The following is a 25,744-nucleotide window of genomic DNA, read 5'->3' as shown; positions in this document are numbered from 1 at the left end:
GTAGATATCGCGCACAAAAAAGCCGCTGCTCCCGAGGAAGCAGCGGCTTTATGAAGCGACAGCGTGGGACTTAGTAACCCAGCGCGAAGTCTTCTTCTTTCATGTCCATCAGGTTGTTAGCGCCCGACAGCATGGTGACAACGTGAGTACGGGTACGCGGCAGGATGCGCTGGAAGTAGAAGCGCGCAGTCTGCAGCTTGGCGGTGTAGAACGCTGTTTCGGTGGTGCCGGCAGCCAGTTTCTCGGCAGCCAGACGCGCCATGTCAGCCCAGAAGTAAGCCAGGCAGGCGTAACCGGAGTACATCAGGTAATCCACCGACGCCGCGCCGACTTCTTCGCGGTCTTTCATGGCAGCCATACCGACCTTCATGGTCAGCTCGCCCCATTCTTTGTTCAGTGCAGCCAATGGCTCGACGAACTCTTTGACCGCTTCGTTGCCTTCGTTGGTCTGGCAGAACTTGTGGACGATCTTGGTGAAGCCTTTCAGGGCCTCACCTTGAGTCATCAGCACTTTACGGCCCAGCAAGTCGAGTGCCTGGATACCGGTGGTGCCTTCGTACAGCATCGAAATACGGCTGTCGCGAACGTTCTGCTCCATGCCCCACTCGGCGATGAAGCCGTGGCCGCCGTAGATTTGCACGCCGTGGTTAGCGGATTCGAAACCGACTTCAGTCATGAAGGCTTTAGCGATCGGAGTCATGAAGGCCAGCAGTGCGTCGGCTTTCTTCTTCTCTTCTTCGTCCACGCCGTATTTAACGATGTCGACTTGCTTGGCGGTGAAGTAAACCATCGCACGGTTGCCTTCGGCGAAAGCCTTCATGGTCAACAGCATGCGACGTACGTCAGGGTGAACGATGATCGGGTCAGCGGCTTTTTCTGGCGCTTTCGGGCCAGTCAGAGAGCGCATTTGCAGGCGATCACGAGCGTATTTCAGACCGCCCTGGAAGCCGATTTCGGCGTGAGCCAGACCTTGCAGCGCAGTACCCAGACGTGCCGTGTTCATGAAGGTGAACATGCAGTTCAGGCCTTTGTTCGCCGGGCCGATCAGGAAACCAGTGGCTGCGTCGAAGTTCATCACGCAGGTGGCGTTACCGTGGATGCCCATCTTGTGTTCCAGGGAACCACAGGTCACAGCGTTGCGTGCGCCGACCGAACCGTCTTCGTTCGGCATGAACTTGGGAACGATGAACAGCGAAATGCCTTTGGTGCCAGCCGGTGCATCCGGCAGACGTGCCAGCACGATGTGGACGATGTTGTCGGCCATGTCGTGTTCACCGGCCGAGATGAAGATCTTGGTGCCGGAGACTTTGTAGGAACCGTCGGCCTGAGGTTCGGCCTTGGTGCGCAGCATGCCCAGGTCGGTGCCGCAGTGCGGTTCGGTCAGGCACATGGTGCCGGTCCATTCGCCGGAAACCAGCTTGGTCAGGTAAGCCTCTTGCTGCTCAGGCGTGCCGTGCTCGGAAATCGTGTTCATCGCGCCATGGGACAGGCCTGGGTACATGCCCCACGACCAGTTGGCTTCGCCAACCATTTCGCTGACGGCCAGACCCAGAGATTCCGGCAGGCCTTGGCCGCCGTGCTCTACGTCATGGGCCAGGCTTGGCCAGCCGCCTTCGACGAATTGTTTGTAGGCTTCTTTGAAGCCCGTCGGGGTTTTAACGCCGGACTCGCTCCAGGTGCAGCCTTCGGTGTCACCCACGCGGTTCAGCGGAGCCAGCACCTGCTCACAAAACTTGGCGCCTTCTTCGAGAATGGCGTCAACCATGTCTGGAGTTGCGTCCTGGCAAGCCGGAAGGCTCTGATAGTGCGCTTCGTAGCCGAGCAGTTCGTCACGAACGAAGCGAATATCACGCAAGGGGGCCTTGTAGTCAGGCATAGCGATAAACCTCTGCTGATGTAACCGGGAATGAACGACCGCGTTGATTTGTTGTGGCGGTCAAACAGTTGTTTGAAACATACGTTTACGCCCAAATCTTGTCAAGCACCGATCTTTTGCCGTTTGTCATCATCCTTAGTAAAGCAACATTTAGAGCTCAACGTAGATCCGCGCTGATTCTGCGCCGCCCGATATTTCTGACAAATGAAAATCGGGTCAGACGAAGGGAGCCGGGACGCAAGAAGAGTTCGAGTCAGGAAAAACATCCCATCACTGCGCCTATACCCACCAGAAGAAACATCTGGCCCGGGAGGACAATACTATGGCCACAAAGGCCACAAATACCTGTCATTTATGACAGGTATTTATCTTCTTTGAATAGGTTTTCATTGTGTTTAAGGCCTGCTCGGCGAGCAGCAGGCAGACGACTTATTCACAGCCCCCACGGAACAGACATGAACAGTTCTATCAATCAGCCACAAGCAACGCAGGCGGGTGACCACGATCCAACGTTCGGTAAAAACAGCGGTGGATTCACACCTGAAGGCAAAATTCCCAGCAGCGCCCGCGCACTGGCAGTGACTTCTGACGGAGAGCTCAATCTGGCAATCTCGGTAGACGGGGAATATCTCTTTACCCGTGCCAGTGCTGACGGTTTCGGTATTGAAGGTTTCACGCCCACTCGAGGAAAATTCGAAAACGCCGGAACGTCGATTCCCACTCGATTGCTATGGCAAAAGGATGACGGAAAAACGGTACTTATTTGCGACTCGATCACCAATGGCGTGAGCCGACCCGCCGTAACACGCTTCAATGCCAGTGGCAGCCCGGACCCGGTTTTCGGTCATCAAATCCTCGGTATTACTCCTGAAGGCGCTGTAGCTCCCGCACGACCTCGCCGCATGACTGACGGCTGCCTGCAAGCAGACAAAATCCTCGTTACTTGCTGTTATCAACTGCCTCCCAACAATTCCCTCGATGTCATTAGCCGCCTTGCCCGCTTACAAAGTGACGGCCAATTGGACCCAACCTTCGGCGAAGGGGCAGGCTTCATCGACCTGCGATTCGGTAACTTCACCACTCACTCATCGAGTGTTCAGCTTCAACCGGATGGCAAGATCGTTGTAGGCGGAATGATCGTGGGTCAAGGTGATCTGCAAATAACGCTGTCCCGCTATAGCGCCGACGGTGTTCCAGACCTTGGTTTTGGAATAGAAGGTTATGCAAAGTGGGGAATCGCCAATCACCATTGCATCCTGGAACAAATGGTTGTTCAGAGTGACGGGAAATTGGTTTGCGCCGGTTACACGACAGGCCCCCAGCGCAGTTGCCTGTTGATGCGATTTGACACCCACGGGAAGCTTGATCCGCAGTTCAATGACGGTAAGCCAGTGCTGATTCACGAGGGGTTAAAGCATCCCGAATGGAACACCGTTGCGATTCAACCCGATGGCAAGATTGTCGTTGCTGGCTCAACAGACACGGACGATAACGGCAAGCTTCTGATCATGGGGCGCTTCCTGCAAAACGGCACACTCGATTCAAGCTTCAAGGAAAAAGGCTGGGCAATTGTAACTAGCGGTCTGTGTTGGGACGTTGCGATACAGCCCCGCACAAATAGAATTATCTCGGCTGGCGAAACAAACACCGCCCGTGAAATTCGCTATTCCTACGTTGTGGGGCTGCTTGGACAGTAATTGATTCGCCTACTATCTTCAGTGCCCGCGCCTGTGGCACGGAACATGGGTTACGCGAAAGTATCAATCAACGTACCGAGCATTTCGTCAGAAGCCTTGGCGACTTTGACGCCCAGTTCTGCCTGGATCTTGCCTTGGGACATCTCAACCATATTGCTGGCCAAGTCTGATTGTCGGCTGCGATCAACCGAGCGCAGTCGGTCGACTTGAGCCTCGGAAGACTGGCTGGTGACCGAACGCTCGATCGTCGTGTTGGCGATCTGGCCAGAGGCCTGATCGACACGGTTCTGCCCTGTCTGAATAGTGCTCAGACCGGCATAAAAAGCGGTGTTTCCTGAGATTTCCATGGGAGAACTCGTCCTACAAAGGATCAACAGCAGCCATTGAAGCAGACCCACTGACAAAAGACCCGACAAAAACACTAATGGCACAGTGCCTTGTCATAGTTAAAACCCTAGTCCAGCAGATCCAGCTGCAGATACTCCGCCACCGCTTCAGCCGTCACCAACTTGAGTTTCGGCACTCGCCCAAGGCACGGTGCCGGGATCCGCTCAGCGAGTGTCGCGAGGTTTTCTTCCAGACGCGAAGTCTTCGGATCGATGATATTGGCCACCCACCCCGCCAGCTGCAAACCGTCCTGAGCAATCGCCTCGGCCGTCAGCAGCGCATGGTTGATGCAACCCAGGCGCACACCCACCACCAGGATCACCGGCAGATCCAGCGCCATCGCCAGGTCCGACAAATTGTCCTGATCCGCCAACGGCACCCGCCAGCCTCCAGCACCTTCGATCAAGGTGAAGTCCGCTTGCATATCGAGAATCTCCAGCATGGGCGTCAACAGTGATTGCACCGTCAATGCCACGCCGGCCTCCCGCGCTGCCAGATGCGGAGCGATCGGCGGTTCGAACGCCACTGGGTTGACCTGCGCATAAGTCAAAGGCACCGAGCACTCCGCCAGCAACGCCAACGCATCGGCATTGCGCAAGCCCTTGGGCGTCACATCGCAACCGGAGGCGACCGGTTTGCCCGCCGCCGTGCTCAAACCGGCCGCCCGCGCCGCATGCAGCAAAGCTGCGGCAATAGTGGTCTTGCCGACATCGGTGTCAGTGCCGGTGATGAAATAGGCTGCGCTCATAAAGGTTTCTCCAAAACGGCGTAGACCACTTGATAAGTCGCCGGCAATCCTTCGGCCTGACGAAACTGCTCATAAGCCTCGATCAATCCGAGGATCCGCGCCCTGCCGGTCAAACCACCCGGCCGACCGGGGTTCAGGTTGTGTGCACCCAGCGCCTTCAGCTCATGAGTCAGGCTGCGCACATCCGGGTAATGCAACACGTGCGGTCGGGTTTCCAGACTCGCGACGCTCAACCCACTGTCCGCGCAAAGCTGTTGATAAACCCCGAACTCGCGGAAGCGGTTGACGTGCACCATGCCATCCACCTGACGCCAGCTGTCACGCAGCTCGAACAATGTGCCTACGCACAGACTAGCAAACGCAAAAACTCCGCCTGGTTTCAGCACCCGATTGGCTTCACTGAGCACCGAAGCGAAGTCCGCGCACCACTGCACCGCCAGGCTGGAGAAGATCAGATCGCAGGTCGAATCCTGCAACGGCAACCGCTCGGCATCGCCGGCGATGAAATGCGTTGCACCACCCAACGGGCGGGCGTGATTGAGCATGCCTTCGGCGATGTCCAGGGCCAGGCCGTGACTGGCAGGAAATCGCTCGCCCAATGCACGACTGAAATGCCCGGTGCCGCAGCCCAGATCCAGCCACACACCCGGCACGAAGTCCTCCGGCAAACGACTCGACAATTCACTGCCAACGTCGCGCTGAAATTCGGCCACGCTGTCATAGCTTGCCGCCGCACGGGAAAAAGATGCCGCCACCTGGCGTTTGTCGGGCAAGCCGCCGGGCAGGTTGGGAAGGGATAAATCAGTCATCACCGGACTCATGCAAAAAGGCCTGAATCGCCCCCGCCACACCGTGAGGGTCTTCCAGAAGAAACGCGTGACTGGCCTGCTCGATCAGACCAATTTCAACATCCGGCAGCAATGTCAGCAGGTCGCCCGCCGCTTCGGCTGGAACCAGTCCATCGAGGCCGGCGAACAAGTGCAATTGCGGACCGCGAAACACCTGCAAAGCCTGGCGGGTATCCAATTGTGCGAGCAACTCCAGGCCGCTCATCAATACCTCTGCCGAGGTGTGTGGCGCGCCACCGAGCAACAGCCGAGACAACCCGCGCGGGTCTTCGGCTCCCTGAGCGCAGAGCAGCGAAAAACGCTTCAATGTCATGCGCGGATCAGCCTTGCAACCGGCCAGAAACGCATCGAAGGTTTCGGCAGGCATCGCGCTCGGCCATTGCTCATGAGCGACAAAAGAAGGATTGCTCGCCAGGGTCAGCAAGCCGCAGCAGCGATCGCCGCGCCGGACCGCCAACTCTGAAGCGAGCATGCCGCCGAGCGACCAGCCGCCGAGCCAGACGTCCTGAGGCACCGTCGAATCCAGCTCATCGAGCCACTCATCAAGATCGCTCGATTCCAGTTCCGGCAACGGCTCGATCTCGACCCGCAAGTGTTCATCCAGTCCTTGTAACGCTGCCGCCAAGGGCTCCAGGGGAGAAATTCCGAGACCCCAGCCGGGCAGCAGAATCAGACGATCACGCATGGCTTGGCTCCGGTCCCAGTTGTTGAAAACAATCGGCCAGTCCATTTAACAATAGCTGTACCTGCGCCTCGCTGTGCGCGGCGGTCAGGGTCACCCGCAGTCGGGCGCTGCCGGCGGGCACGGTCGGTGGACGGATCGCAGTGACCATCAGACCGCGCTCACGCAGCATCTGCGACAGTCGAACCGCACGCCCGGCATCGCCGATCATGATCGGCTGGATCGGTGTGAAGCTGTCCATCAACTCCAGGCCGATTTGTTCGGCACCGTGGCGGAACTGGGCAATGAGCGTCTTCAGATGCTCACGACGCCAGTGTTCAGTGCGCAGCAATTCGAGGCTTTTCAGCGTCGCGCAGGCCAGCGCCGGCGGCTGGCTGGTGGTGTAAATGTAGGGACGGGCGAACTGGATCAGGCTCTCGATCAGCTCTTCGCTGCCAGCCACAAAAGCCCCGGCGGTACCAAACGCCTTGCCAAGGGTGCCGACCAGTACCGGCACGTCTTCCTGGCTCAGGCCGAAATGCTCGACGATCCCGCCACCATTGGCGCCCAGCGGACCAAACCCGTGAGCGTCATCAACCATCAACCAGGCACCTTTGGCTTTCGCCTCCCGAGCCAGCGCCGGCAGGTCGGCGATGTCGCCGTCCATGCTGAACACGCCGTCGGTGACCACCAGGGTATTGCCGGTCGCCTTCTCAAGACGCTTGGCCAGACTCGCCGCGTCGTTGTGCAGATAGCGATTGAAACGCGCTCCGGACAACAGACCCGCATCCAGCAGGGACGCGTGATTGAGCCGGTCTTCCAGCACCGTATCGCCCTGCCCGACCAGCGCGGTGACCGCGCCGAGGTTGGCCATGTAACCGGTGGTAAACAACAGCGCGCGCGGTCGACCGGTGAAATCGGCCAGGGCCTCTTCCAGCGCATGATGTGGGCTGCTGTGGCCGATAACCAAATGCGACGCGCCGCCGCCGACGCCCCAACGGGCCGCACCGGCGCGCCAGGCTTCGATCACTTGCGGGTGATTGGCCAGGCCCAGGTAGTCGTTGTTACAGAACGCCAGCAACGGCTGACCATCGACCACCACTTCCGGGCCTTGGGGGCTTTCGAGCAATGGGCGTTGGCGGTAGAGATTTTCGGCACGACGGACAGCAAGGCGCGCGCTGAGATCGAAAGACATGCGGACCTCGGGCAGTCAGATTACATAAATCAAATTGATCGCTACCCCTGTGGGAGCGAGCCTGCTCGCGATGACGGTGCCTCATTCAACATTGAAGTCGACTGAACTGGCGCCATCGCGAGCAGGCTCGCTCCCACAGGGGTTTTGCATTCATTCAGGAGATGAATGCAGGATTTCAGACAGCAGCGTTATAGAACTGCTCGCTGCTCTTCTGCTCAACCAGCGCTTGTTCGATCGCGGCCTGATGCACTTCGTCAGCGTGCTCTTCGCGCGCTTCCGGCAGGATGCCCAGGCGCGAGAACAGTTGCATGTCCTTGTCTGCCTGCGGGTTGGCGGTAGTCAGCAGTTTTTCGCCGTAGAAAATCGAGTTCGCGCCGGCGAAGAACGCCAGGGCCTGCATCTGCTCGTTCATCGCTTCGCGGCCGGCGGACAGGCGCACGTGGGATTGCGGCATCAGGATGCGTGCGACAGCCAGCATGCGGATGAAGTCGAACGGGTCGATATCGTCAGCATTTTCCAGCGGCGTACCGGCGACTTTCACCAGCATGTTGATCGGCACCGACTCTGGGTGCTCTGGCAGGTTGGCCAGCTGGATCAGCAGATTGGCGCGGTCATCGAGGGACTCGCCCATGCCGAGGATGCCGCCGGAGCAGATCTTCATCCCCGATTCACGCACGTAAGCCAGGGTTTGCAGGCGCTCGCTGTAGGTGCGAGTGGTGATGATGCTGCCGTAGAACTCCGGCGAGGTATCGAGGTTGTGGTTGTAGTAGTCGAGGCCGGCGTCGGCCAGTGCAACGGTCTGGTCCTGATCCAGGCGACCGAGGGTCATGCAGGTTTCCAGGCCCATGGCTTTCACGCCTTTGACCATTTCCAGCACGTAAGGCATGTCTTTGGCCGACGGATGTTTCCACGCCGCGCCCATGCAGAAACGGGTCGAACCGATGGCCTTGGCGCGAGCGGCCTCTTCGAGGACCTTCTGCACTTCCATCAGCTTTTCTTTTTCCAGGCCGGTGTTGTAGTGACCGGACTGCGGACAATATTTGCAATCTTCCGGGCAGGCACCGGTCTTGATCGACAGCAGCGTCGACACCTGGACCCGGTTGGCGTCGAAATGCGCGCGGTGCACCGTCTGCGCCTGAAACAACAGGTCATTGAATGGCTGAACGAAGAGTGCTTTGACTTCGGCCAAAGACCAGTCATGACGCAGGGTTGCAGTGGTGCTGGCGCTCATGGGCGTTTCCTTTGTTTTATGCTTGGCAAGCGGCTGGGGAATGGAATACCCACAGACGCGACACGGATGTTCGGCATATTTAAGGAAGACTCATGCGCTGTCAACCACGATACGAAGGACCGGTTTACATCTGGTTAAAAAACGAACAATTCTGTTTGCTCTGTTCAGAACCCGCCGATGAATGCCCCCCCCTCTGCACGGCCTGTGAAACGGAGTTGCCCTGGCTGGGCGATCAATGCCAAACCTGCGCCCTGCCGTTGCCCGCTGCTGGCCTGACCTGCGGCCAATGCCTGAAACAACCGCCAGCGTTTGAACGGGTCGCTACGCCCTGGACTTACAGTTTTCCGGTGGACACGTTGATCACACGCTTCAAACACTCTGCGAAGTGGCCGTTTGGTCGCCTGCTTGCCGAGCTTCTCGCTCAGTTCCTGCAACATCGCTTCGATGAAGACCTGAATCGACCCGACGCGCTCATCCCTGTTCCGTTGGCCTCCAAACGACTGCGTAAACGGGGCTTCAACCAAGCCGCGATGCTCGCCCGCTGGCTCAGCACCCGCCTCGACATTCCGTGCGATGAAACGCTGTTGCTGAGGATTCAGGACACCAGCGCCCAACAGGACCTGAATGCCGAGGCCCGCAAAAAGAACCTGCGCAACGCCTTCGCCCTGACGCCCGATGTGTGCATCAAGGGTCGTCATTTCGCATTGGTGGACGATGTGTTGACCACCGGCGCCACGGCCCAGGCCCTGGCTCGCCTGTTGATGGACGCCGGCGCCGCACGTGTCGACGTCTATTGCCTGGCCCGCACACCCAAACCCGGCGATGCGCCCTGACTTGACTCCCGGGCCCCAAGCCGCCAACGTCCTTCCCATCGCCACAGCCCAAAGCGTCTTGCCATGTCCTTGCCTACGTTGTTGTCCCAGCACATCGTCCGTCGTCCGCAGCGCATCGCGTTGCTGCAACACATCGCCGAACAGGGCTCGATCACCCGCGCCGCGAAAAGCGCGGGGCTGAGTTACAAAGCGGCCTGGGACGCCATCGACGAGCTGAACAACCTCGCGCAAAAACCGTTGGTGGAGCGCAGTGTCGGCGGCAAGGGCGGCGGTGGCGCCAAACTCTCCAGCGAAGGCGAGCGCGTATTGCGCCTGTATCAAAAGCTGCAAGCTTTGCAGGCTCAGGTGCTGGAAGCCGCCGAAGATGCCAGCGATCTCGACCTGCTCGGCCGACTGATGCTCAGAACCAGTGCGCGCAATCAACTGCATGGCAAGGTCGTGGCAATTGATAACCAAGGGCACAACGACCGGATTCGCCTTGAACTGGCCGAAGGCTTGAGCATCGATGCGCAGATCACTCACGACAGCACCCTGCGTCTGGACCTCGAAACCGGCACCGAAGTGGTCGCACTGATCAAGGCCGGCTGGCTGGAGTTGCTGGGCATCGATCAAGTGGCAACACCCGGCAATAATTGCCTGAAGGGCATCATCGAGGAAATTCTCGACGCCGAGGACGGCCCCAGCGAAGTGCGCATCGGCCTGCCCAATGGCCAGACACTCTGTGCGCTGGCCGAACCGCTGCACTTGAGAACCCTCGGCCTCGCCGCCAATAAACCGGTGCTGGTGCAGTTCGCGCCATCCAACGTTTTACTCGGTACACCGCTTTGAAACACAAGTGTCATTAACGCTCATTAAGGTGACTGCAAAAACCCGCAGGGAGCCTGATGTGAGCCTATTAGAAGACAACCAATCCACCGACCTCGAGAAAATGGTCGGCCTCAGCCGCCGTGGTTTCATCAGCGCCGGCGCCCTCTGCGGTGCAGCGATGTTCATGGGCGGCAACCTGCTGAGCCGCAGCGTGCTGGCCGCCAGCGTCAGCGCCGGCTCCAGCAAACTGTTGGGTTTTGACAGTATTCCCGCCGCCACCAGCGATGCCATCACCCTGCCGCCAGGTTACAAATCTTCGGTATTGATCAGTTGGGGCCAACCCCTGCAGAAGAATGGCCCGGTGTTCGACCCGAGTGGCAACGGCACAGCCGAGCATCAGGAAGTCCAGTTCGGCGACAACAACGACGGCATGAGCCTGTTCGAGTTTCCCGGTGACCACAACCGGGCGCTGATGGCGATCAACAACGAATACACCAACTATCGCTACCTCTACGCCCACGGCGGCATGCCGCAATCGGCTGCTGACGTGCGCAAGGCGTTGGCCTGCGAAGGCGTGTCGGTGATCGAAGTGCAGCGCAAGAACGGTCAGTGGCATTTCGTCCAGGGCTCGCGCTACAACCGGCGCATTCACGGCAACGCGCCAATCAGCCTGAGCGGCCCGGCCGCCGGCCACGAACTGCTGAAAACCAGCGCTGATCCGCACGGCAAGAACGTCCTGGGCACCTTCCAGAACTGCGCCAACGGCAAGACGCCGTGGGGCACGTACCTGACCTGCGAAGAAAACTTCACTGACTGCTTCGGCAGCAGCAATGCCGAACAAAAGTTCGACGCCGCGCAGAAACGCTACGGCGCGGTGACGGCCAGCAAAGAGATCAACTGGCACCCGCACGACGAGCGTTTCGACCTGGCGAAAAACCCCAACGAACTCAACCGTCACGGTTGGGTCGTGGAGATCGACCCGTTCGACCCGCAATCGACGCCGGTCAAACGCACTGCGCTGGGACGCTTCAAACATGAAAACGCCGCCCTGGCCGAAACCAGTGACGGTCACGCCGTGGTGTACATGGGCGACGATGAGCGCGGCGAGTTCATCTACAAATTCGTCAGCCGCGACAAGATCAACCACAAAAACCCCAAGGCCAACCGCGACCTGCTGGATCACGGCACCTTGTATGTGGCGCGCTTCGACGCGGGCGACGGCAACGCCGATCACCCGAAAGGCCAGGGCGAGTGGATCGAACTGACCCACGGTAAAAACGGCATCGATGCCAGCAGCGGATTCGCCGACCAGGCCGAAGTGCTGATTCACGCCCGCCTCGCGGCCAGTGTGGTGAAAGCCACGCGCATGGACCGCCCGGAATGGATCGTCGTCAGCCCCAAGGATGGCCAGGTCTACTGCACGCTGACCAACAACGCCAAGCGTGGCGAGGATGGTCAACCGGTGGGCGGGCCGAACCCGCGCGAGAAGAACGTCTATGGGCAGATTCTGCGCTGGCGCACTGACCGTGACGATCACGGCTCGAAAAGCTTTGCTTGGGATCTGTTTGTGGTCGCGGGCAACCCGGGTGTTCACGCCGGTTCGCCGAAGGGAGGCTCGTCGAACATCACGCCGCAGAACATGTTCAACAGCCCGGACGGCTTGGGTTTCGACAAGGCTGGGCGGTTGTGGATTCTCACCGATGGCGATTCGAGCAACGCCGGCGACTTCGCGGGCATGGGCAATAATCAGATGCTCTGCGCTGATCCGGTGACCGGGGAGATTCGTCGCTTCATGGTCGGACCGGTGGGTTGCGAAGTGACGGGGATCAGCTTCTCGCCAGACCAGAAGACCTTGTTTGTCGGGATTCAGCATCCGGGGGAGAACGGTGGGTCGACGTTCCCTGAGCATCTGCCGAATGGTAAGCCGCGGTCTTCGGTGATGGCGATCTCCAGGGAAGATGGCAGGGTCGTCGGCGCCTGATAAGGCCCCTTCGCGAGCAAGCCCGCTCCCACAGTGGATCTTCAGTGTGAATGCAAATTGCGGCACACCTTAGATCTAATGTGGGAGCGGCGGTGCGACGATTCGACTTGCTCGCGAAGGCGTCAGCCCAGACAACACTCATCTCAAGCCCAACCCCCTAAAGAAGCCCCGTCTGCGCTACCATGCTTGGCCGGACGCGGCAGCCTGCTGCGCGCAGGAGTCAGCATGGCCCACCCGTTTGCAACCCTTACCCCAGACCTCGTGCTCGATGCCGTCGAAAGCATCGGCTTTCTCAGCGACGCGCGCATTCTGGCGCTCAACAGCTACGAGAACCGTGTCTATCAGGTCGGTATCGAAGACTCCGAGCCGCTGATCGCCAAGTTCTACCGTCCGCAGCGCTGGACCAACGAAGCAATTCTCGAAGAGCACCAATTCACCTTCGAACTCGCCGAATGCGACGTACCGGTGGTCGCGCCAATGATTCACAACGGTGCCAGCCTGCACGAACACAACGGTTTCCGTTTCACCCTGTTCCCCCGCCGTGGCGGCCGTGCGCCGGAGCCGGGCAATCTCGATCAGTTGTATCGCCTGGGGCAACTGCTCGGTCGCTTGCACGCCGTCGGCACTACAAAGCCGTTCGAGCACCGTGAAGCACTGGGTGTGAAGAACTTCGGTCATGACTCGCTGACGACATTGCTCGAAGGCAATTTCGTACCCAAAAGCCTGCTGCCGGCCTACGAGTCCGTGGCCCGCGACCTGCTCAAGCGGGTGGAAGAGGTCTACAAGGCCACGCCGCACAAGAACATCCGCATGCACGGCGACTGCCACCCTGGCAACATGATGTGCCGCGACGAGATGTTCCACATCGTCGACCTCGACGACTGCCGCATGGGCCCGGCGGTGCAGGACATCTGGATGATGCTGGCGGGTGATCGTCAGGAATGTCTCGGTCAGTTGTCGGAATTGATGGACGGCTACAGTGAGTTCCACGACTTCGATCCGCGGGAACTGGCGTTGATCGAACCCCTGCGCGCCTTGCGCCTGATGCACTACAGCGCCTGGCTCGCCCGCCGCTGGGATGACCCGGCGTTCCCGCACAGTTTTCCGTGGTTCGGCAGTGAACGGTATTGGGGGGACCAAGTGTTGGCCTTGCGTGAACAACTGGCGGCCCTGAATGAAGAACCCCTGAAACTCTTCTGACCACCACAGATCCCCTGTGGGAGCGGGCTTGCTCGCGAAGACGGACTGCCATTCACCGATGATGTCGACTGTACTGACGCCTTCGCGAGCAAGTCGAATCGTCGCACCGCCGCTCCCACATTGGTCCGCGACCATTCCTGCAAACCTCCTTACAATCCCTTCTTTGTTAGCTGCCTAAGCAAGGATTCTGAATGCAAGCCGCCAACCCGCGTCGCGGGTACATTCTGGGCCTGAGTGCCTACATCATCTGGGGACTTTTCCCGCTCTACTTCAAAGCCATCGCCAGCGTGCCCGCCGTGGAGATCATCATCCACCGAGTGCTCTGGTCCGCGCTGTTCGGCGCCTTGCTGCTGATGGTGTGGAAACATCCGGGCTGGTGGCGCGAGTTGCGTGACAACCCGAAACGCCTGGCGATCCTGGCCCTGAGCGGCACGCTGATCGCGGCCAACTGGCTGACCTACGTCTGGTCGGTGAACAACGGGCGCATGCTCGAAGCCAGTCTCGGTTACTACATCAACCCGCTGGTGAACGTGCTGTTGGGCATGCTGATCCTTGGCGAACGACTTCGGCGCATGCAATGGCTGGCGGTTGGCCTGGCGGCGGTCGGCGTCGCGCAGCAGGTCTGGCAAGTCGGCAGTCTGCCGTGGGTGTCCCTGGTGCTGGCGCTGACGTTCGGTTTCTACGGACTGATCCGCAAGCAGGCACCGGTCAAGGCGTTGCCGGGGCTGGTGGTGGAAACCTGGATGCTGGTGCCGATTGCGATTGCCTGGCTGCTATTCAATCAGACGGCCACCAGCGCTCAGCCCGAATTCTGGACCACGTCCGAAGCCTGGTGGCTGGTGGCCGCTGGTCCGGTGACGCTGGTGCCGCTGGTGTGTTTCAACGCCGCTGCACGGCATTTGCCCTACACGACGCTGGGATTCCTCCAGTACCTGGCGCCGACGCTGGTGCTGTTGCAGGCCGTTCTGCTGTTTGGCGAACATTTGTCGTCGAGCACACTGGTAGCGTTCATCTTTATCTGGGCCGGTCTGGCGGTTTACAGCGTCGACGCGTGGATAAGTCTGCGACGCCGCCGCTGATCAAAAAACACCCAAACCTCTGCAAGCCACGGCTCCCGTGGCTTGCATCGATCCTTCCCAAGGTTATCCACAACGTGATCCCCGGCGTTTGTGCGCAAGTCCATGAAACTGCTGGTTTTTTGATCAAATCCTGAAGAACCCCGGCCGACGTGGCCTGGCGGGCTGTCTCTACAGGTTATCCACAGGCAGGTGCACGTATAACTTGGATAACCTGTTCAGGGTTCACTGCGCAGCACCAATTCGACCATCAAATCATCCGCCAGGGTTTCCAGGCGCGATTGCAGCACGTCCAGGGACAGCGTCAGCGGCACCGCCAGAATCGCTTCGGCGTGGAACAAAGGCTCGCTGCTCATCGGCGCCGGACGTACTTCAGTGACCAACCTTTCCAGATTCACGCCCTGCTCGCTCAGCAGACGGGTGATGTCTCTCACGATCCCTGGGCGGTCATTGCCCACCAATTCCATGGCAATCGGTTTCCAGGTGCAGGATTGCTCGATGCCGCTTTCGGCAATCAGCACGCGAATGCCATGGGCGGACAATGCCTGTAGGGCATCGACCAATTCATCGTAGGCCTCGGCCGGCACGCCCACCCGAAGAATCCCGGCGAACTGCCCGGCCATGCGCGACATGCGGCTCTCCAGCCAGTTGCCGCCGTGCTCGGCGATGCATTGGGCAATGCGCTCGACCTGCCCTGGCTTGTCCGGAGCGAAAACAGTGAGTACGAGGTGGTCCATGGCGCAGCCCTCTTGTCATGACTTTTGTTATAGAAAAGCAAGTATAGGCAAGGGGCGAGAATCGGCTCGGCGTCTCAGAAAACCAAAGCCCCATAGCAGGGCAATGAAGATTATGTGTACAAGTTTTTATATTTAACTGGAACAATCCAATGGTTTTTTGAGAACATCCCGTACCCCGACGTGACCGCAATGCGTCATAGCGTCGCAGAACGACGTAATTAGTCTAATTTTCACAAGCGCAATTCATCATGTAGTATGCCGCAGCGCGCACTACATAACGCTGGATCGATGTCTGCCGCAGGTGCAGCCACAACCCTGAAAGCCCCGTCAGCAAGGCCTCAACGCCGTTGATTGGTCATAACCCAGCCGCCCGCAATGGCATGTACTGGTCAAAAGGTTTGTGGTTTAAATGCCAGAGGCTTCATTGTTAAATTGAAGAGCTGAAAAGCGAAATAGCTGAGCAGAGTGAGGCAAGCAATGACTGAACACGTTCAAGTCGGTGGCCTGCAGGTCGCCAAAGTCCTGTTCGACTTCGTGAACAACGAAGCCATTCCCGGTACCGGCCTCACCGCCGATAAGTTCTGGGCCGGTGCCGACAAGGTCATTCATGACCTGGCGCCGAAGAACAAAGCCCTACTCGCCAAACGCGATGATTTCAAGGCTCGTATTGATGGCTGGCACCAATCCCGTGCCGGCCAGGCGCACGACGCCGTGGCTTATAAGGCCTTCTTGCAAGACATCGGTTATCTGCTGCCAGAAGCGGCCGATTTCCAGGCAACGACGCAAAACGTCGATGACGAAATCGCCCGCATGGCCGGTCCACAGCTTGTGGTCCCGGTGATGAACGCCCGTTTCGCGCTCAACGCCTCGAACGCCCGTTGGGGTTCGCTGTATGACGCGCTCTACGGCACCGATGCCATCAGCGAAGCTGACGGCGCGGAAAAAGGCAAAGGCTACAACAAGGTTCGCGGCGACAAGGTCATCGCCTTCGCCCGTGCCTTCCTCGACGAAGCGGCGCCATTGGCTGCCGGCACTCACGTCGACTCCACCGGCTACAAGATCGTTGACGGCAAACTGGTGGTCGCCCTTAAAGGCGGCAGCAATACCGGCCTGCGCGACGATGCACAGCTGATCGGTTTCCACGGCGATGCAACCGCACCGACCGCGATCCTGCTGAAAAACAACGGCCTGCACTTCGAAATCCAGGTCGATGCCAGCACCCCGGTCGGCCAGACCGACGCTGCCGGCCTCAAAGACATCCTGATGGAAGCCGCGCTGACCACCATCATGGACTGCGAAGACTCCGTCGCCGCCGTCGATGCCGATGACAAAGTGGTGATCTACCGCAACTGGCTCGGCCTGATGAAGGGCGATCTGTCGGAAGAAGTCTCCAAGGGCGGTCAGACCTTTACCCGCACCATGAACGCCGACCGCACTTATACCGGTGTCGATGGTAAAGAACTGAGCCTGCACGGTCGTTCACTGCTGTTCGTGCGCAACGTCGGTCACCTGATGACCATCGACGCGATCCTCGATAAGGATGGCAACGAAGTGCCGGAAGGCATCCTTGACGGTCTGGTCACCAGCCTCGCGGCAATCCACAGCCTCAACGGTAACAACTCGCGTAAGAACAGCCGTACCGGCTCGGTCTACATCGTGAAACCGAAGATGCACGGCCCGGAAGAAGCGGCGTTCACCAACGAACTGTTCGGTCGCATCGAAGAAGTGCTCGGTCTGCCGCGCAACACGCTGAAAGTCGGGATCATGGACGAGGAACGCCGTACCACGGTCAACCTCAAGGCCTGCATCAAGGCTGCCAGCGAGCGTGTAGTGTTCATCAACACCGGGTTCCTCGACCGTACCGGTGATGAAATCCACACCTCCATGGAAGCCGGCCCGATGGTGCGCAAGGCGGACATGAAGGCTGAGAAGTGGATCGGCGCCTACGAGAACTGGAACGTCGATATCGGTTTGAGCACCGGCCTGCAAGGTCGCGCGCAGATCGGTAAAGGCATGTGGGCCATGCCGGACCTGATGGCAGCGATGCTCGAACAGAAAATCGCTCACCCGATGGCCGGTGCCAACACTGCCTGGGTTCCATCGCCGACCGCGGCTGCGCTGCATGCGCTGCACTATCACAAGGTCAATGTGTTCGCCCGTCAGGCCGAACTGGCCAAACGTGCACGCGCTTCGGTGGATGACATCCTGACCATCCCGTTGGCCGTCAATCCAGACTGGACCGCGGAACAGATCAAGAACGAACTGGACAACAACGCCCAGGGCATTCTCGGTTACGTGGTGCGCTGGATCGACCAAGGCGTCGGTTGCTCGAAAGTGCCGGACATCAACGACGTCGGCCTGATGGAAGACCGTGCGACGCTGCGTATTTCCAGCCAGCACATCGCCAACTGGCTGCGTCACGGCATCGTCACCGAAGATCAGGTCATGGAAAGCCTCAAGCGCATGGCGCCAGTGGTTGACCGTCAGAACGCCAATGACCCGCTGTATCGTCCGTTGGCACCAAACTTCGACAGCAACATCGCCTTCCAGGCGGCCGTCGAACTGGTGGTCGAAGGTACGAAGCAGCCGAACGGCTACACCGAGCCGGTCCTGCACCGTCGTCGCCGCGAGTTCAAGGCTGCCAATGGCCTGTAACTAAGCGCTGACGTCGGACAAAAAAAGCCCTGATCGAAAGATCAGGGCTTTTTTGTTTCAAATCGGTTCCTACGCATCCATTCCCAACTCATGCTTGACCAGCTCCAACAGCTTGCCGGTATCGACAGGCTTGAGCAGGAAGTCGACCACGCTCAAGTGCATCGCAGCGATCGCATCTTTCACGTCGGCGTCACCGGAAACGATGATGAACGGCATTGCTGCACGAACCGATTCACGGACCTGGCGGATCAGGTCCAGACCATCGACATTGCCCATCCGCAGATCGGTGATCACCAGGCCAATCGAGGGCATCGTCTCCAACATCTTGAGTGCGGTTTCGCCACTGGCGGCAGTCATGCAGCGCACCCCGTCCAGCGCCAGAATCTCCGACAGCAACTCGCGCGCATCTTTATCGTCGTCGACGATCAGCACCCGCTGCGGCGGCAGGTCAGGTTCCAGCATGACGTCACTCAGCGCCTTGCGCTCGGCGTCACTCAAAATATCGTGGTCGGACATGGCTTACTCTACGTTTTCATTTCTATTCCCTAGCACATCCGTCAGACATCGCTAAGCAGGCCTTTAATGTGCACGTCGTCGGAAAAGTTTCCTATAGCCAATGTAGGAGGTTTTTCCCACCGTTGCGTCAGACATTTCCCAAATACCGACAGCTTCCCTGCCTACCTAGACTTACGTCCAATGGGCACCCCGCGCGCAGGGGCCGACCATGGCTCAGTCATCCGACAACAACAATTCAAAAAAAGACTGCGGTAATGGTTATGAGTAAAGAGGACGCCTTCACACAGGCAGGGAAAACCGCGGTGTTGCAGAACATCCAGGGCACGTTGCAATTCCTTCAGCGCTTCCCGCCCTTCAATCAAATGGAACACGCCCACCTGGCGTACCTGGTCGAGCAGTGTCAGCTGCGTTTTTATGCGCCCGGCGAGAGCATCCTCAAGCCCGCCGACGGCCCGGTTGAGCATTTCTACATCGTCAAACAGGGCCGGGTCGTGGGTGAACGCCCCCATACGGCCAAGGGCGGCACCGAAACCACCTTCGAAATCACCACCGGCGAGTGTTTCCCCCTCGCCGCGCTGCTGGGTGAGCGCGCGACTCGTACCGAACATCTGGCCTCCGAAGACACCTTTTGCCTACAGCTGAACAAGCTGGCGTTCATCAAACTGTTCGCACTTTCCAACGCGTTTCGCGACTTTTCCCTACGCGGCGTGAGCAGCCTGCTGGATCAGGTCAACCAGCAAGTCCAGCAAAAAGCCGTGGAAACCCTCGGCACCCAGTACTCGCTCAATACCCGCCTGGGCGAATTGGCCATGCGCCACCCGGTGACCTGCAGCCCGACCACGCCACTGCGTGAAGCCGTGACCCTGATGCACGGGCAGCAGGTCGGCAGCATTGTGGTGGTCGACGAACATAAAGCGCCGCTGGGCATTTTCACCCTGCGCGACCTGCGCCATGTGGTGGCCGACGGCACTAACGATTTCAACGAAGCTATCGAACGCCATATGACCCGGGCGCCGTTTTACCTGTCGCCGGACCACAGCGCCTTCGATGCGGCGATTGCCATGACCGAGCGGCATATCGCCCACGTCTGCCTGGTCAAGGATCATCGCCTGTGCGGCGTGGTTTCGGAACGCGACCTGTTTTCCCTGCAGCGAGTCGATCTGGTGCATCTGGCGCGGACTATCCGCAGCGCCCAGAAGGTGGAAAATCTGGTCGCGATGCGCGGCGAGATCGGCCAACTGGTGGAGCGCATGCTGGCCCACGGTGCCTCTTCAACTCAGATCACGCACATCATCACCTTGCTCAACGACCACACCGTGTGCCGGGTGATCGAACTGACCCTCGCCGAGAAAGGTGACCCCGGGATTCCGTTCAGTTGGCTGTGCTTCGGTAGCGAAGGCCGCCGCGAGCAGACGCTGCACACCGATCAGGACAATGGCATTCTGTTCGAAGCCCGGGACGCGGCCCACGCCGCCGAGATTCGCGGCAAATTGCTGCCCATCGCCCAGCACATCAACCAGAGCCTGGCGCTCTGCGGTTTCACCCTGTGCAAGGGCAATATCATGGCCGGCAACCCTGAGCTGTGTCTGTCCCGGGCCGAATGGTCGCGACGTTTTGCGGCGTTTATTCGCGAGGCAACACCGGAGAACCTGCTGGGTTCGAGCATTTATTTCGATTTGCGCGTGGTCTGGGGTGACGAGCAAGGCTGCGAGCAGCTGCGCCGGGGAATTCTCGATCAGGTGAATGACAACCGACTGTTCCAACGGATGATGGCCGAGAACGCCCTGCGCAACCGTCCGCCCGTAGGGCGTTTCCGTGAGTTCGTACTGGCTCGCAAGAATGGCGAGAAAGCCACTCTGGACTTGAAGGTCCAGGGGCTGACACCGTTTGTCGACGGTGCCCGACTGCTTGCGTTGGCCCATGGGATCGAGGCGAACAACACGCTGGAACGCTTTCGCCAACTGGTGGACAAAGAAGTCATCGAACGGCTGGACGGTGCGGCGTACGAAGAGGCCTATCACTTCATCCAGCAAGCCCGCATGCAGCAACATCAGCTACAAACCCGGGAGAACTTGCCCTACTCCAACCGGGTCGATCCGGACAGCCTCAATCATCTGGATCGACGGATCCTGCGTGAATCCCTGCGCCAGGCACAACGCCTGCAAAGCAGCCTGGCCCTGCGGTATCAGCTATGAGTCTGTTTTCATGGCTGCGCCCGGCAGGTCCGAGCCTTCCCGGCGAACTCCAACAACGTCTGCAACGCTTGCCCCCGGCGGCAGAGCTGGGCGAATGCAGCCTGCGCGAACAGCGCTGGGTGGTGCTCGACCTGGAAACCACCGGGCTGAACCTGAACAAGGATCGAGTGTTGTCCATCGGCGCGGTAGTGATCGAGGACGGCGCGATCGATTTCAGCCAGCAGTTCGAGCGCACGTTGCAATGCACCGACATGAAGTTGGCTCCCAGCGTGTTGATCCATGGCCTGGGGCCGAGTGCGATTGCCGCGGGCAGCGATCCGGCTCAGGCCCTGGTCGAATTCATGGAGTTTGTTGGCGATAGTCCGGTGTTGGCGTTTCATGCGCCATTCGATCAGCACATGCTCGGGCGCGCCTTGAAAGACCATCTGGGCTACAAGTTGCAGCATCCATTTCTGGATGTGGCTGATATCGCACCGCTGCTTTGCCCTCAGGCGCACATTCGCGACGCCGGGCTGGATCAGTGGATCGACTGGTTCAAACTGGAAGTGTTCGAGCGCCACAATGCCAGTGCCGATGCGTTGGCCACCGCTGAACTGGCGTTGATTTTGTTCAGCCGGGCGCGGCAGATGCAGATTCATAGCCCGTTGAATCTGCAGCAGCGGTTGAGTCAGTGGAAGCGCAGACAGCGAGCACCTTCTTTCTAAAAGACACCGCAATCCTTTGTAGGAGCTGCCGAAGGCTGCGATCTTTTGATCTTAAAATCCAAAGTCAAAAGATCGCAGCCTTCGGCAGCTCCTACAGGGGTTTTGCGCCAATACACCGACGTTGGCGGCCACCCGACCAGCGCCAATTGCTTACCTCCTCCGCCTCTGCCACAATCGAGAACAATTCTCGTTAGTTAATACTTCCCAATCGGTGCTGCCACGTGTCGTCAGTCCAAAGCCCTCAAAGTGAGCTCGTTGGTGCGTTGTATCGCGACCATCGCGGCTGGCTGTTGGCCTGGCTTCGACGCAATGTGGCCTGTCCGCAACGAGCCGAAGACCTGAGTCAGGACACTTTCGTGCGTTTGCTGGGTCGTGAAGAACTGAAGGAGCCGCGTGAACCGCGCGCGTTTCTGGTGGCGATTGCCAAAGGCCTGCTGTTCGACTATTTCCGCCGCGCCGCGCTGGAACAGGCCTACCTCACCGAACTGATGCTGATCCCCGCAGGTGAACAACCGTCGGTGGAGGAACAGCAACTGATCCTCGAAGACCTCAAAGCCATCGACCGCCTGCTTGGCAAGCTTTCAAGCAAGGCCCGGGCAGCGTTTCTCTATAACCGTCTCGACGGCCTCGGCCACGCCGAAATCGCCGAGCGCCTGGGCGTGTCAGCGCCGCGGGTGCGTCAGTACCTGGCCCAGGGCATTCGTCAGTGCTACATCGCGCTGTACGGTGAGCCGGTATGAGTCCGGTCAGCTCCAAACCCGTCTCCGCGCAGGTGCTGGATGCCGCGATTGCCTGGCAGTTGTCCCTGGATTCCGGCAACCCGGTGGATCGCGAAGAGTTCGCCAAATGGCACGCTGCCCACGAAGAACATGCGCGGGCCTGGCGCCAACTGGGCATGCTCGATCAGCGCTTCAGTGTTGCCAGCGGTCCGGCCCGCACCGCGTTACTGCAATCGCGCGAAAGCATTCGCCGGCGCGTGCGCAAACTCGGCAGCGGCGTGGCCAGCATCGTTGCGGTGATCGGGTTGGCGCTGTTCGCCGGTGATCGTTATCTGCCGATCGACTATTGGCTGGCCGACCAGCGCACCGCCACCGGCGAGCAACGCACCCTGCGCCTGACCGACGGCACGCTGATCAACCTCAACACCCACAGCGCCGTGGATGTGCGTTTCGATGAAAAACAACGGCTGATCATCCTCCAGGAAGGGGAAATCCTCGTCGAAACCGGCCATGGCGACGCCCGGCCGTTTATCGTCGAAACCCGCGAAGGCAGCCTGCGTGCACTGGGGACGCGGTTCCTGGTCAAGCGTGAAGAAGACGGTACGCGCCTGAGCGTGCTGAAGTCGGCGGTGGCGGCCCATCCCGAGTCGAGTCCTGAAGAGCAGATTCTGCGTGAAGGCCAGCAAGTCCTGATGCGCAGCAATGGCCTCGGGCCGATCGTCGCGCTCAACCTCGGCGCCGATGCCTGGACCCGCGGCATGCTGGTGGTGGACAACGCACGGCTGGAAGACCTGGTCCATGAACTCGGTCGTTATCGCCGCGGGTATTTGGGGGTTGCACCTGAAATCGCCGACCTGCGAATCACCGGCAGCTTCCCGCTGCACGACACCGATCTGGCCCTGAGCGCCCTGCTGCCGACCCTGCCGGTGCAGATCGAACAGCACACGCCGTGGTGGGTGACGGTTGCGAAGGCTGAAGCCAAGTGATGTTGAACCAGGTAAGACGCCTTCGCGAGCAGGCTCGCTCCCACATTTGAAATGCGTTCCCTTGTGGGAGCGAGCCTGCTCGCGAAGGGGCCATCAGCTTCGCCACATCAAAACGACCTGTTTACTGAATCGAAATTATTTTCAATCAGCCCTATCACTTTTGAATTCTCGTTCGGCACCTAGGCAATTGAGAAACATTTCCATTCAGGAGCCGCTGTATGTCCCGTTCGCTCGACACCTTGTTGCGCCCCAGTTTGCTGGCGATTGCCATTGCCCTTTGTGCCCCTCTGGCCAGCAGTCAGCTGATGGCCGCTGAACAGGCGCCCAGCGTTCGCGCCTACAACCTGCCGGCCGCGCCATTGGCCAGCACCCTGAACCAGATCGCCAGCCAGGCCGGTCTGGCGCTGTCGTTGAATCCTTCACTGGCAGCGGGCAAGACCTCGGCGCCGGTCAAAGGCCAGTTCGACGCAGCCGGCGCCCTGCGCGAAGCCTTGCGCGGCACAGGTCTGCAACTGGAACAAAGTAGCGCTGGCACCTACAGCCTGGTGGCCGTGCCTGAAGGCGTGATGGCCCTGCCGGAAACCGCCGTCATTGGCGTGGAAAACACCGAAAGTGCCTGGGGACCGGTGGAAGGTTATCTGGCGACCCGCACCGCCGCCGGCACCAAGACCGATACCGCGCTGGTCGAAGCACCGCGCTCGATTTCGATCGCCACCCGCGAGCAAATGGACGACCGCAATGTGCACAGCCTCGATGACGCGGTGCGCTACATGCCCGGCATCACCGCCAGCAGCTACGGCAGCGACACCCGCGCCGACTGGTTGCGTGTGCGCGGTTTCGAACCGACGCAATTCCTCGACGGCCTGCCACTGCCAAAAGGCGTGTACGCCAACCCGAAACAGGAAACCTGGAACCTCGACCGCCTCGCTCTGCTGCGCGGCCCGGCCTCGTCGGTTTACGGCCAGACCCCGCCAGGCGGCTTGCTGGACATGGTCAGCCGTCGCCCCAGCGCCGAATCGAGCAGCGAAATCCAGGTGCAATATGGCAGCGACAACCATCGCCAGATCAACTTCGCCAGCACCGGCAAGATCGATGACGAAGGCCAGTTCCTCTACGGTTTGAGCGGTGTGCTGCGCGACAGCGGCACGCAGGTCGACCACGTCGACAACAAGCGCTACAACATCGCGCCGAGCCTGACCTGGAACATCGACGAAGACACCAAGTTCACCTTGCTGACGCAATTCACCCACGACGATACCGGCATCACCAGCCAGTTCCTGCCGGTGCAGGGCACCAGGATCCACTCGCCGCTCGGCAAGATTTCCCATCACAAGAACCTCGGCGACCCGGACTGGGAATTCTACGACCGCACCTACTACGCACTGGGCTACGCCTTTGAACATCGTTTGAACGATGTCTGGCAGTTCAAGCAGAACCTGCGTTACACCAAATCGGACCTGTCCTTCCAGGCCCTCACCCCCGGCGCCTACCCATTCACCCAGGTCGATGCCGACGGCAACGTTGGCCGATCGAGCACCAGTGTCGACGAGGACATCAGCCAGTTCGCCGTGGACAACAACTTCCAGGGCGACTTCGCGACCGGCGACATCCGTCACACCCTGTTGATCGGCCTCGATCACCAGCGCACCAACACCAACTACACCTCGATCTTCGGTGACGGTCTGACCACCAACGTCAACAACCCGATCTATGGCCAGCCCATCGTTCGTCCGCCACGCTCAACGGCGTTTTACGACTACAACCAGAAGACCTACCAGACCGGCCTGTACGTCCAGGACCAGATGGCCCTCGACCAATGGCGCCTGACGTTGGGTGGTCGTGAAGACTGGGTCCACACCGGCACCAAATTCTTCAACAAAGGCGATGCCACCAACACCGAGCGCGACAAGAACTTCAGCGGCAATGCGGCGATCAGCTACGTGTTCGACTCGGGTTTCGTGCCCTATCTGTCTTATGCCGAGTCGTTCCAGCCGACCAGCAATGCCACGGCATCGCCGACCGATTCGCTCAAGCCGACTGAAGGCAAGCAGTGGGAACTGGGCATCAAGTACCAACCGCCTGGCAGCAACACCCTGCTGACCGCTGCGGTCTACGACCTGACCCAGAGAAACGTCTCCGTCACCACGACCAACTCGGAGAACGTTTCGGTCACCAGCCAGACCGGTGAAGTGAAAGTCAAAGGCCTGGAACTGGAAGCCGTTTCCGATGTGACCGAGAACCTCAAGGTCATCGCCGCTTACACCCTGGCCAAATCCGAAGTGCAGAAAGGCGACTTTAAAGGCAATCGTCTGCAACTGATGCCTAACCAGCAGGCTTCGCTGTGGGCCGATTACACCTGGCACAACGGTGTGCTGGACGGTTTCGGCATCGGCGCCGGCGCTCGCTACACCGGCAATACCTACGGCGACCAGGGCAATACCTCGCTCGGCAAGGCTGACGCCTACACCGTGTTCGACGCCGCGGTTCATTACGACCTGGGCCGTCTGGACAACAGCCTCAAAGGCGCCTCCCTGGCACTGAACGCCACCAACCTGTTCGACAAGGACTACATCTCCACGTGCGACAGCTTCTACTGCTACTACGGCGACCAACGCAGCGTCGTCGCCAGTGCCACTTACAAGTGGTAATGGCCTGACCTGACACGCCCAAGTCCCGAGCCGTCCGACATGGA

The 25,744-nt window shown here is 59.6% G+C and carries 21 protein-coding genes; 12 read left to right on the top strand and 9 right to left on the bottom strand.

Translation table 11 applies throughout. The annotated features are described in order from the left end of the window. Window positions 1–70: 70 nt before the first annotated feature. Window positions 71–1,876, bottom strand: coding sequence for a phenylacyl-CoA dehydrogenase (locus tag ASC74_RS10205; protein ID WP_056741279.1), 1,806 nt, complete (start codon window positions 1,874–1,876; stop codon window positions 71–73). A gap of 455 nt (window positions 1,877–2,331) precedes the next feature. Between ASC74_RS10205 and ASC74_RS10200 the strand changes: the two genes are divergently transcribed. After that, window positions 2,332–3,573, top strand: coding sequence for a hypothetical protein (locus tag ASC74_RS10200; protein ID WP_056741278.1), 1,242 nt, complete (start codon window positions 2,332–2,334; stop codon window positions 3,571–3,573). Window positions 3,574–3,623: 50 nt separating this feature from the next. Here the strand turns inward: ASC74_RS10200 and ASC74_RS10195 are convergent, their stop codons facing one another. From ASC74_RS10195 to bioB, 6 genes are all read right to left on the bottom strand, one after another. Continuing rightward, the gene (locus ASC74_RS10195; RefSeq protein ID WP_056741277.1) at window positions 3,624–3,920 is read right to left on the bottom strand and encodes a hypothetical protein; all 297 of its coding nucleotides are present in this window, start codon (window positions 3,918–3,920) and stop codon (window positions 3,624–3,626) included. Window positions 3,921–4,027: 107 nt separating this feature from the next. Further along, window positions 4,028–4,708, bottom strand: coding sequence for a dethiobiotin synthase (gene bioD / locus ASC74_RS10190; RefSeq protein WP_056741276.1), 681 nt, complete (start codon window positions 4,706–4,708; stop codon window positions 4,028–4,030). Further along, window positions 4,705–5,517 carry a malonyl-ACP O-methyltransferase BioC gene (gene bioC / locus ASC74_RS10185; RefSeq protein ID WP_056741275.1) on the bottom strand — a complete coding sequence of 271 codons (813 nt, stop codon included), beginning with the start codon at window positions 5,515–5,517 and terminating at the stop codon, window positions 4,705–4,707. The genes bioD and bioC overlap by 4 nt, the downstream gene beginning before the upstream one ends. Then, the gene (locus ASC74_RS10180; protein ID WP_056741274.1) at window positions 5,510–6,241 is read right to left on the bottom strand and encodes an alpha/beta fold hydrolase; all 732 of its coding nucleotides are present in this window, start codon (window positions 6,239–6,241) and stop codon (window positions 5,510–5,512) included. The genes bioC and ASC74_RS10180 overlap by 8 nt, the downstream gene beginning before the upstream one ends. Further along, window positions 6,234–7,412, bottom strand: a complete 1,179-nt coding sequence (gene bioF, locus ASC74_RS10175) for an 8-amino-7-oxononanoate synthase (protein WP_056741273.1) — start codon at window positions 7,410–7,412, stop codon at window positions 6,234–6,236. The genes ASC74_RS10180 and bioF overlap by 8 nt, the downstream gene beginning before the upstream one ends. 175 nt (window positions 7,413–7,587) lie before the next feature. Beyond that, a complete protein-coding gene (gene bioB, locus ASC74_RS10170; RefSeq protein ID WP_008147151.1) occupies window positions 7,588–8,643 on the bottom strand; it encodes a biotin synthase BioB in 1,056 nt (351 codons plus the stop codon). A gap of 92 nt (window positions 8,644–8,735) precedes the next feature. Between bioB and ASC74_RS10165 the strand changes: the two genes are divergently transcribed. The 5 genes from ASC74_RS10165 (at window position 8,736) to rarD (ending at window position 14,543) form a co-directional block, all read left to right on the top strand. Beyond that, complete coding sequence (locus ASC74_RS10165; RefSeq protein WP_056741272.1) at window positions 8,736–9,476, top strand: ComF family protein; 741 nt, start codon at window positions 8,736–8,738, stop codon at window positions 9,474–9,476. 63 nt (window positions 9,477–9,539) lie between these two features. Then, complete coding sequence (locus ASC74_RS10160; RefSeq protein ID WP_056741271.1) at window positions 9,540–10,304, top strand: TOBE domain-containing protein; 765 nt, start codon at window positions 9,540–9,542, stop codon at window positions 10,302–10,304. A 58-nt stretch (window positions 10,305–10,362) separates the two neighbouring features. Continuing rightward, window positions 10,363–12,264, top strand: a complete 1,902-nt coding sequence (locus ASC74_RS10155) for a PhoX family protein (RefSeq protein WP_056741270.1) — start codon at window positions 10,363–10,365, stop codon at window positions 12,262–12,264. 225 nt (window positions 12,265–12,489) lie between these two features. After that, a complete protein-coding gene (locus tag ASC74_RS10150) occupies window positions 12,490–13,464 on the top strand; it encodes a serine/threonine protein kinase (protein WP_008147144.1) in 975 nt (324 codons plus the stop codon). A gap of 191 nt (window positions 13,465–13,655) precedes the next feature. Further along, window positions 13,656–14,543, top strand: a complete 888-nt coding sequence (gene rarD, locus ASC74_RS10145; protein WP_056741269.1) for an EamA family transporter RarD — start codon at window positions 13,656–13,658, stop codon at window positions 14,541–14,543. 215 nt (window positions 14,544–14,758) lie between these two features. On the opposite strand, the gene ASC74_RS10140 is transcribed toward rarD, so the two are convergent. Continuing rightward, window positions 14,759–15,277 carry a glycine cleavage system protein R gene (locus ASC74_RS10140; protein ID WP_007947710.1) on the bottom strand — a complete coding sequence of 173 codons (519 nt, stop codon included), beginning with the start codon at window positions 15,275–15,277 and terminating at the stop codon, window positions 14,759–14,761. Window positions 15,278–15,754: 477 nt separating this feature from the next. On the opposite strand from ASC74_RS10140, the gene ASC74_RS10135 reads away from it, so the two are divergent. Next, window positions 15,755–17,932 (top strand): malate synthase G, encoded by a 2,178-nt coding sequence (locus ASC74_RS10135; RefSeq protein WP_056741268.1) that lies wholly within the window; start codon window positions 15,755–15,757, stop codon window positions 17,930–17,932. A 69-nt stretch (window positions 17,933–18,001) separates the two neighbouring features. Here ASC74_RS10135 and ASC74_RS10130 read toward each other — a convergent pair whose 3' ends face one another. Further along, a complete protein-coding gene (locus tag ASC74_RS10130) occupies window positions 18,002–18,448 on the bottom strand; it encodes a response regulator (protein ID WP_056741267.1) in 447 nt (148 codons plus the stop codon). 260 nt (window positions 18,449–18,708) lie between these two features. Between ASC74_RS10130 and ASC74_RS10125 the strand changes: the two genes are divergently transcribed. The 5 genes from ASC74_RS10125 to ASC74_RS10105 all read left to right on the top strand — a co-directional run bounded on the left by ASC74_RS10125 (window position 18,709) and on the right by ASC74_RS10105 (window position 25,700). Next, window positions 18,709–20,643, top strand: a complete 1,935-nt coding sequence (locus ASC74_RS10125) for a putative nucleotidyltransferase substrate binding domain-containing protein (RefSeq protein WP_330219781.1) — start codon at window positions 18,709–18,711, stop codon at window positions 20,641–20,643. Beyond that, the gene (locus tag ASC74_RS10120) at window positions 20,640–21,347 is read left to right on the top strand and encodes a 3'-5' exonuclease (RefSeq protein ID WP_056741265.1); all 708 of its coding nucleotides are present in this window, start codon (window positions 20,640–20,642) and stop codon (window positions 21,345–21,347) included. Before ASC74_RS10125 ends, ASC74_RS10120 begins: the two co-directional genes overlap by 4 nt. A gap of 221 nt (window positions 21,348–21,568) precedes the next feature. Further along, window positions 21,569–22,087, top strand: coding sequence for an RNA polymerase sigma factor (locus ASC74_RS10115; RefSeq protein WP_056741264.1), 519 nt, complete (start codon window positions 21,569–21,571; stop codon window positions 22,085–22,087). Next, entirely contained in the window at window positions 22,084–23,052 is a 969-nt protein-coding gene (locus ASC74_RS10110) for a FecR domain-containing protein (RefSeq protein ID WP_056741263.1), read from the top strand. Before ASC74_RS10115 ends, ASC74_RS10110 begins: the two co-directional genes overlap by 4 nt. Window positions 23,053–23,270: 218 nt before the next feature. Further along, window positions 23,271–25,700, top strand: coding sequence for a TonB-dependent siderophore receptor (locus ASC74_RS10105; RefSeq protein WP_056741262.1), 2,430 nt, complete (start codon window positions 23,271–23,273; stop codon window positions 25,698–25,700). Window positions 25,701–25,744 lie beyond the last annotated feature (44 nt).

Origin of the sequence: Pseudomonas sp. Root329 (assembly GCF_001424925.1) — a bacterium.
Lineage (GTDB): Bacteria > Pseudomonadota > Gammaproteobacteria > Pseudomonadales > Pseudomonadaceae > Aquipseudomonas > Aquipseudomonas arabinosi.
Note: the sequence above shows the minus strand (reverse complement) of the source record. Positions and strands in the feature narration are given on the sequence as shown.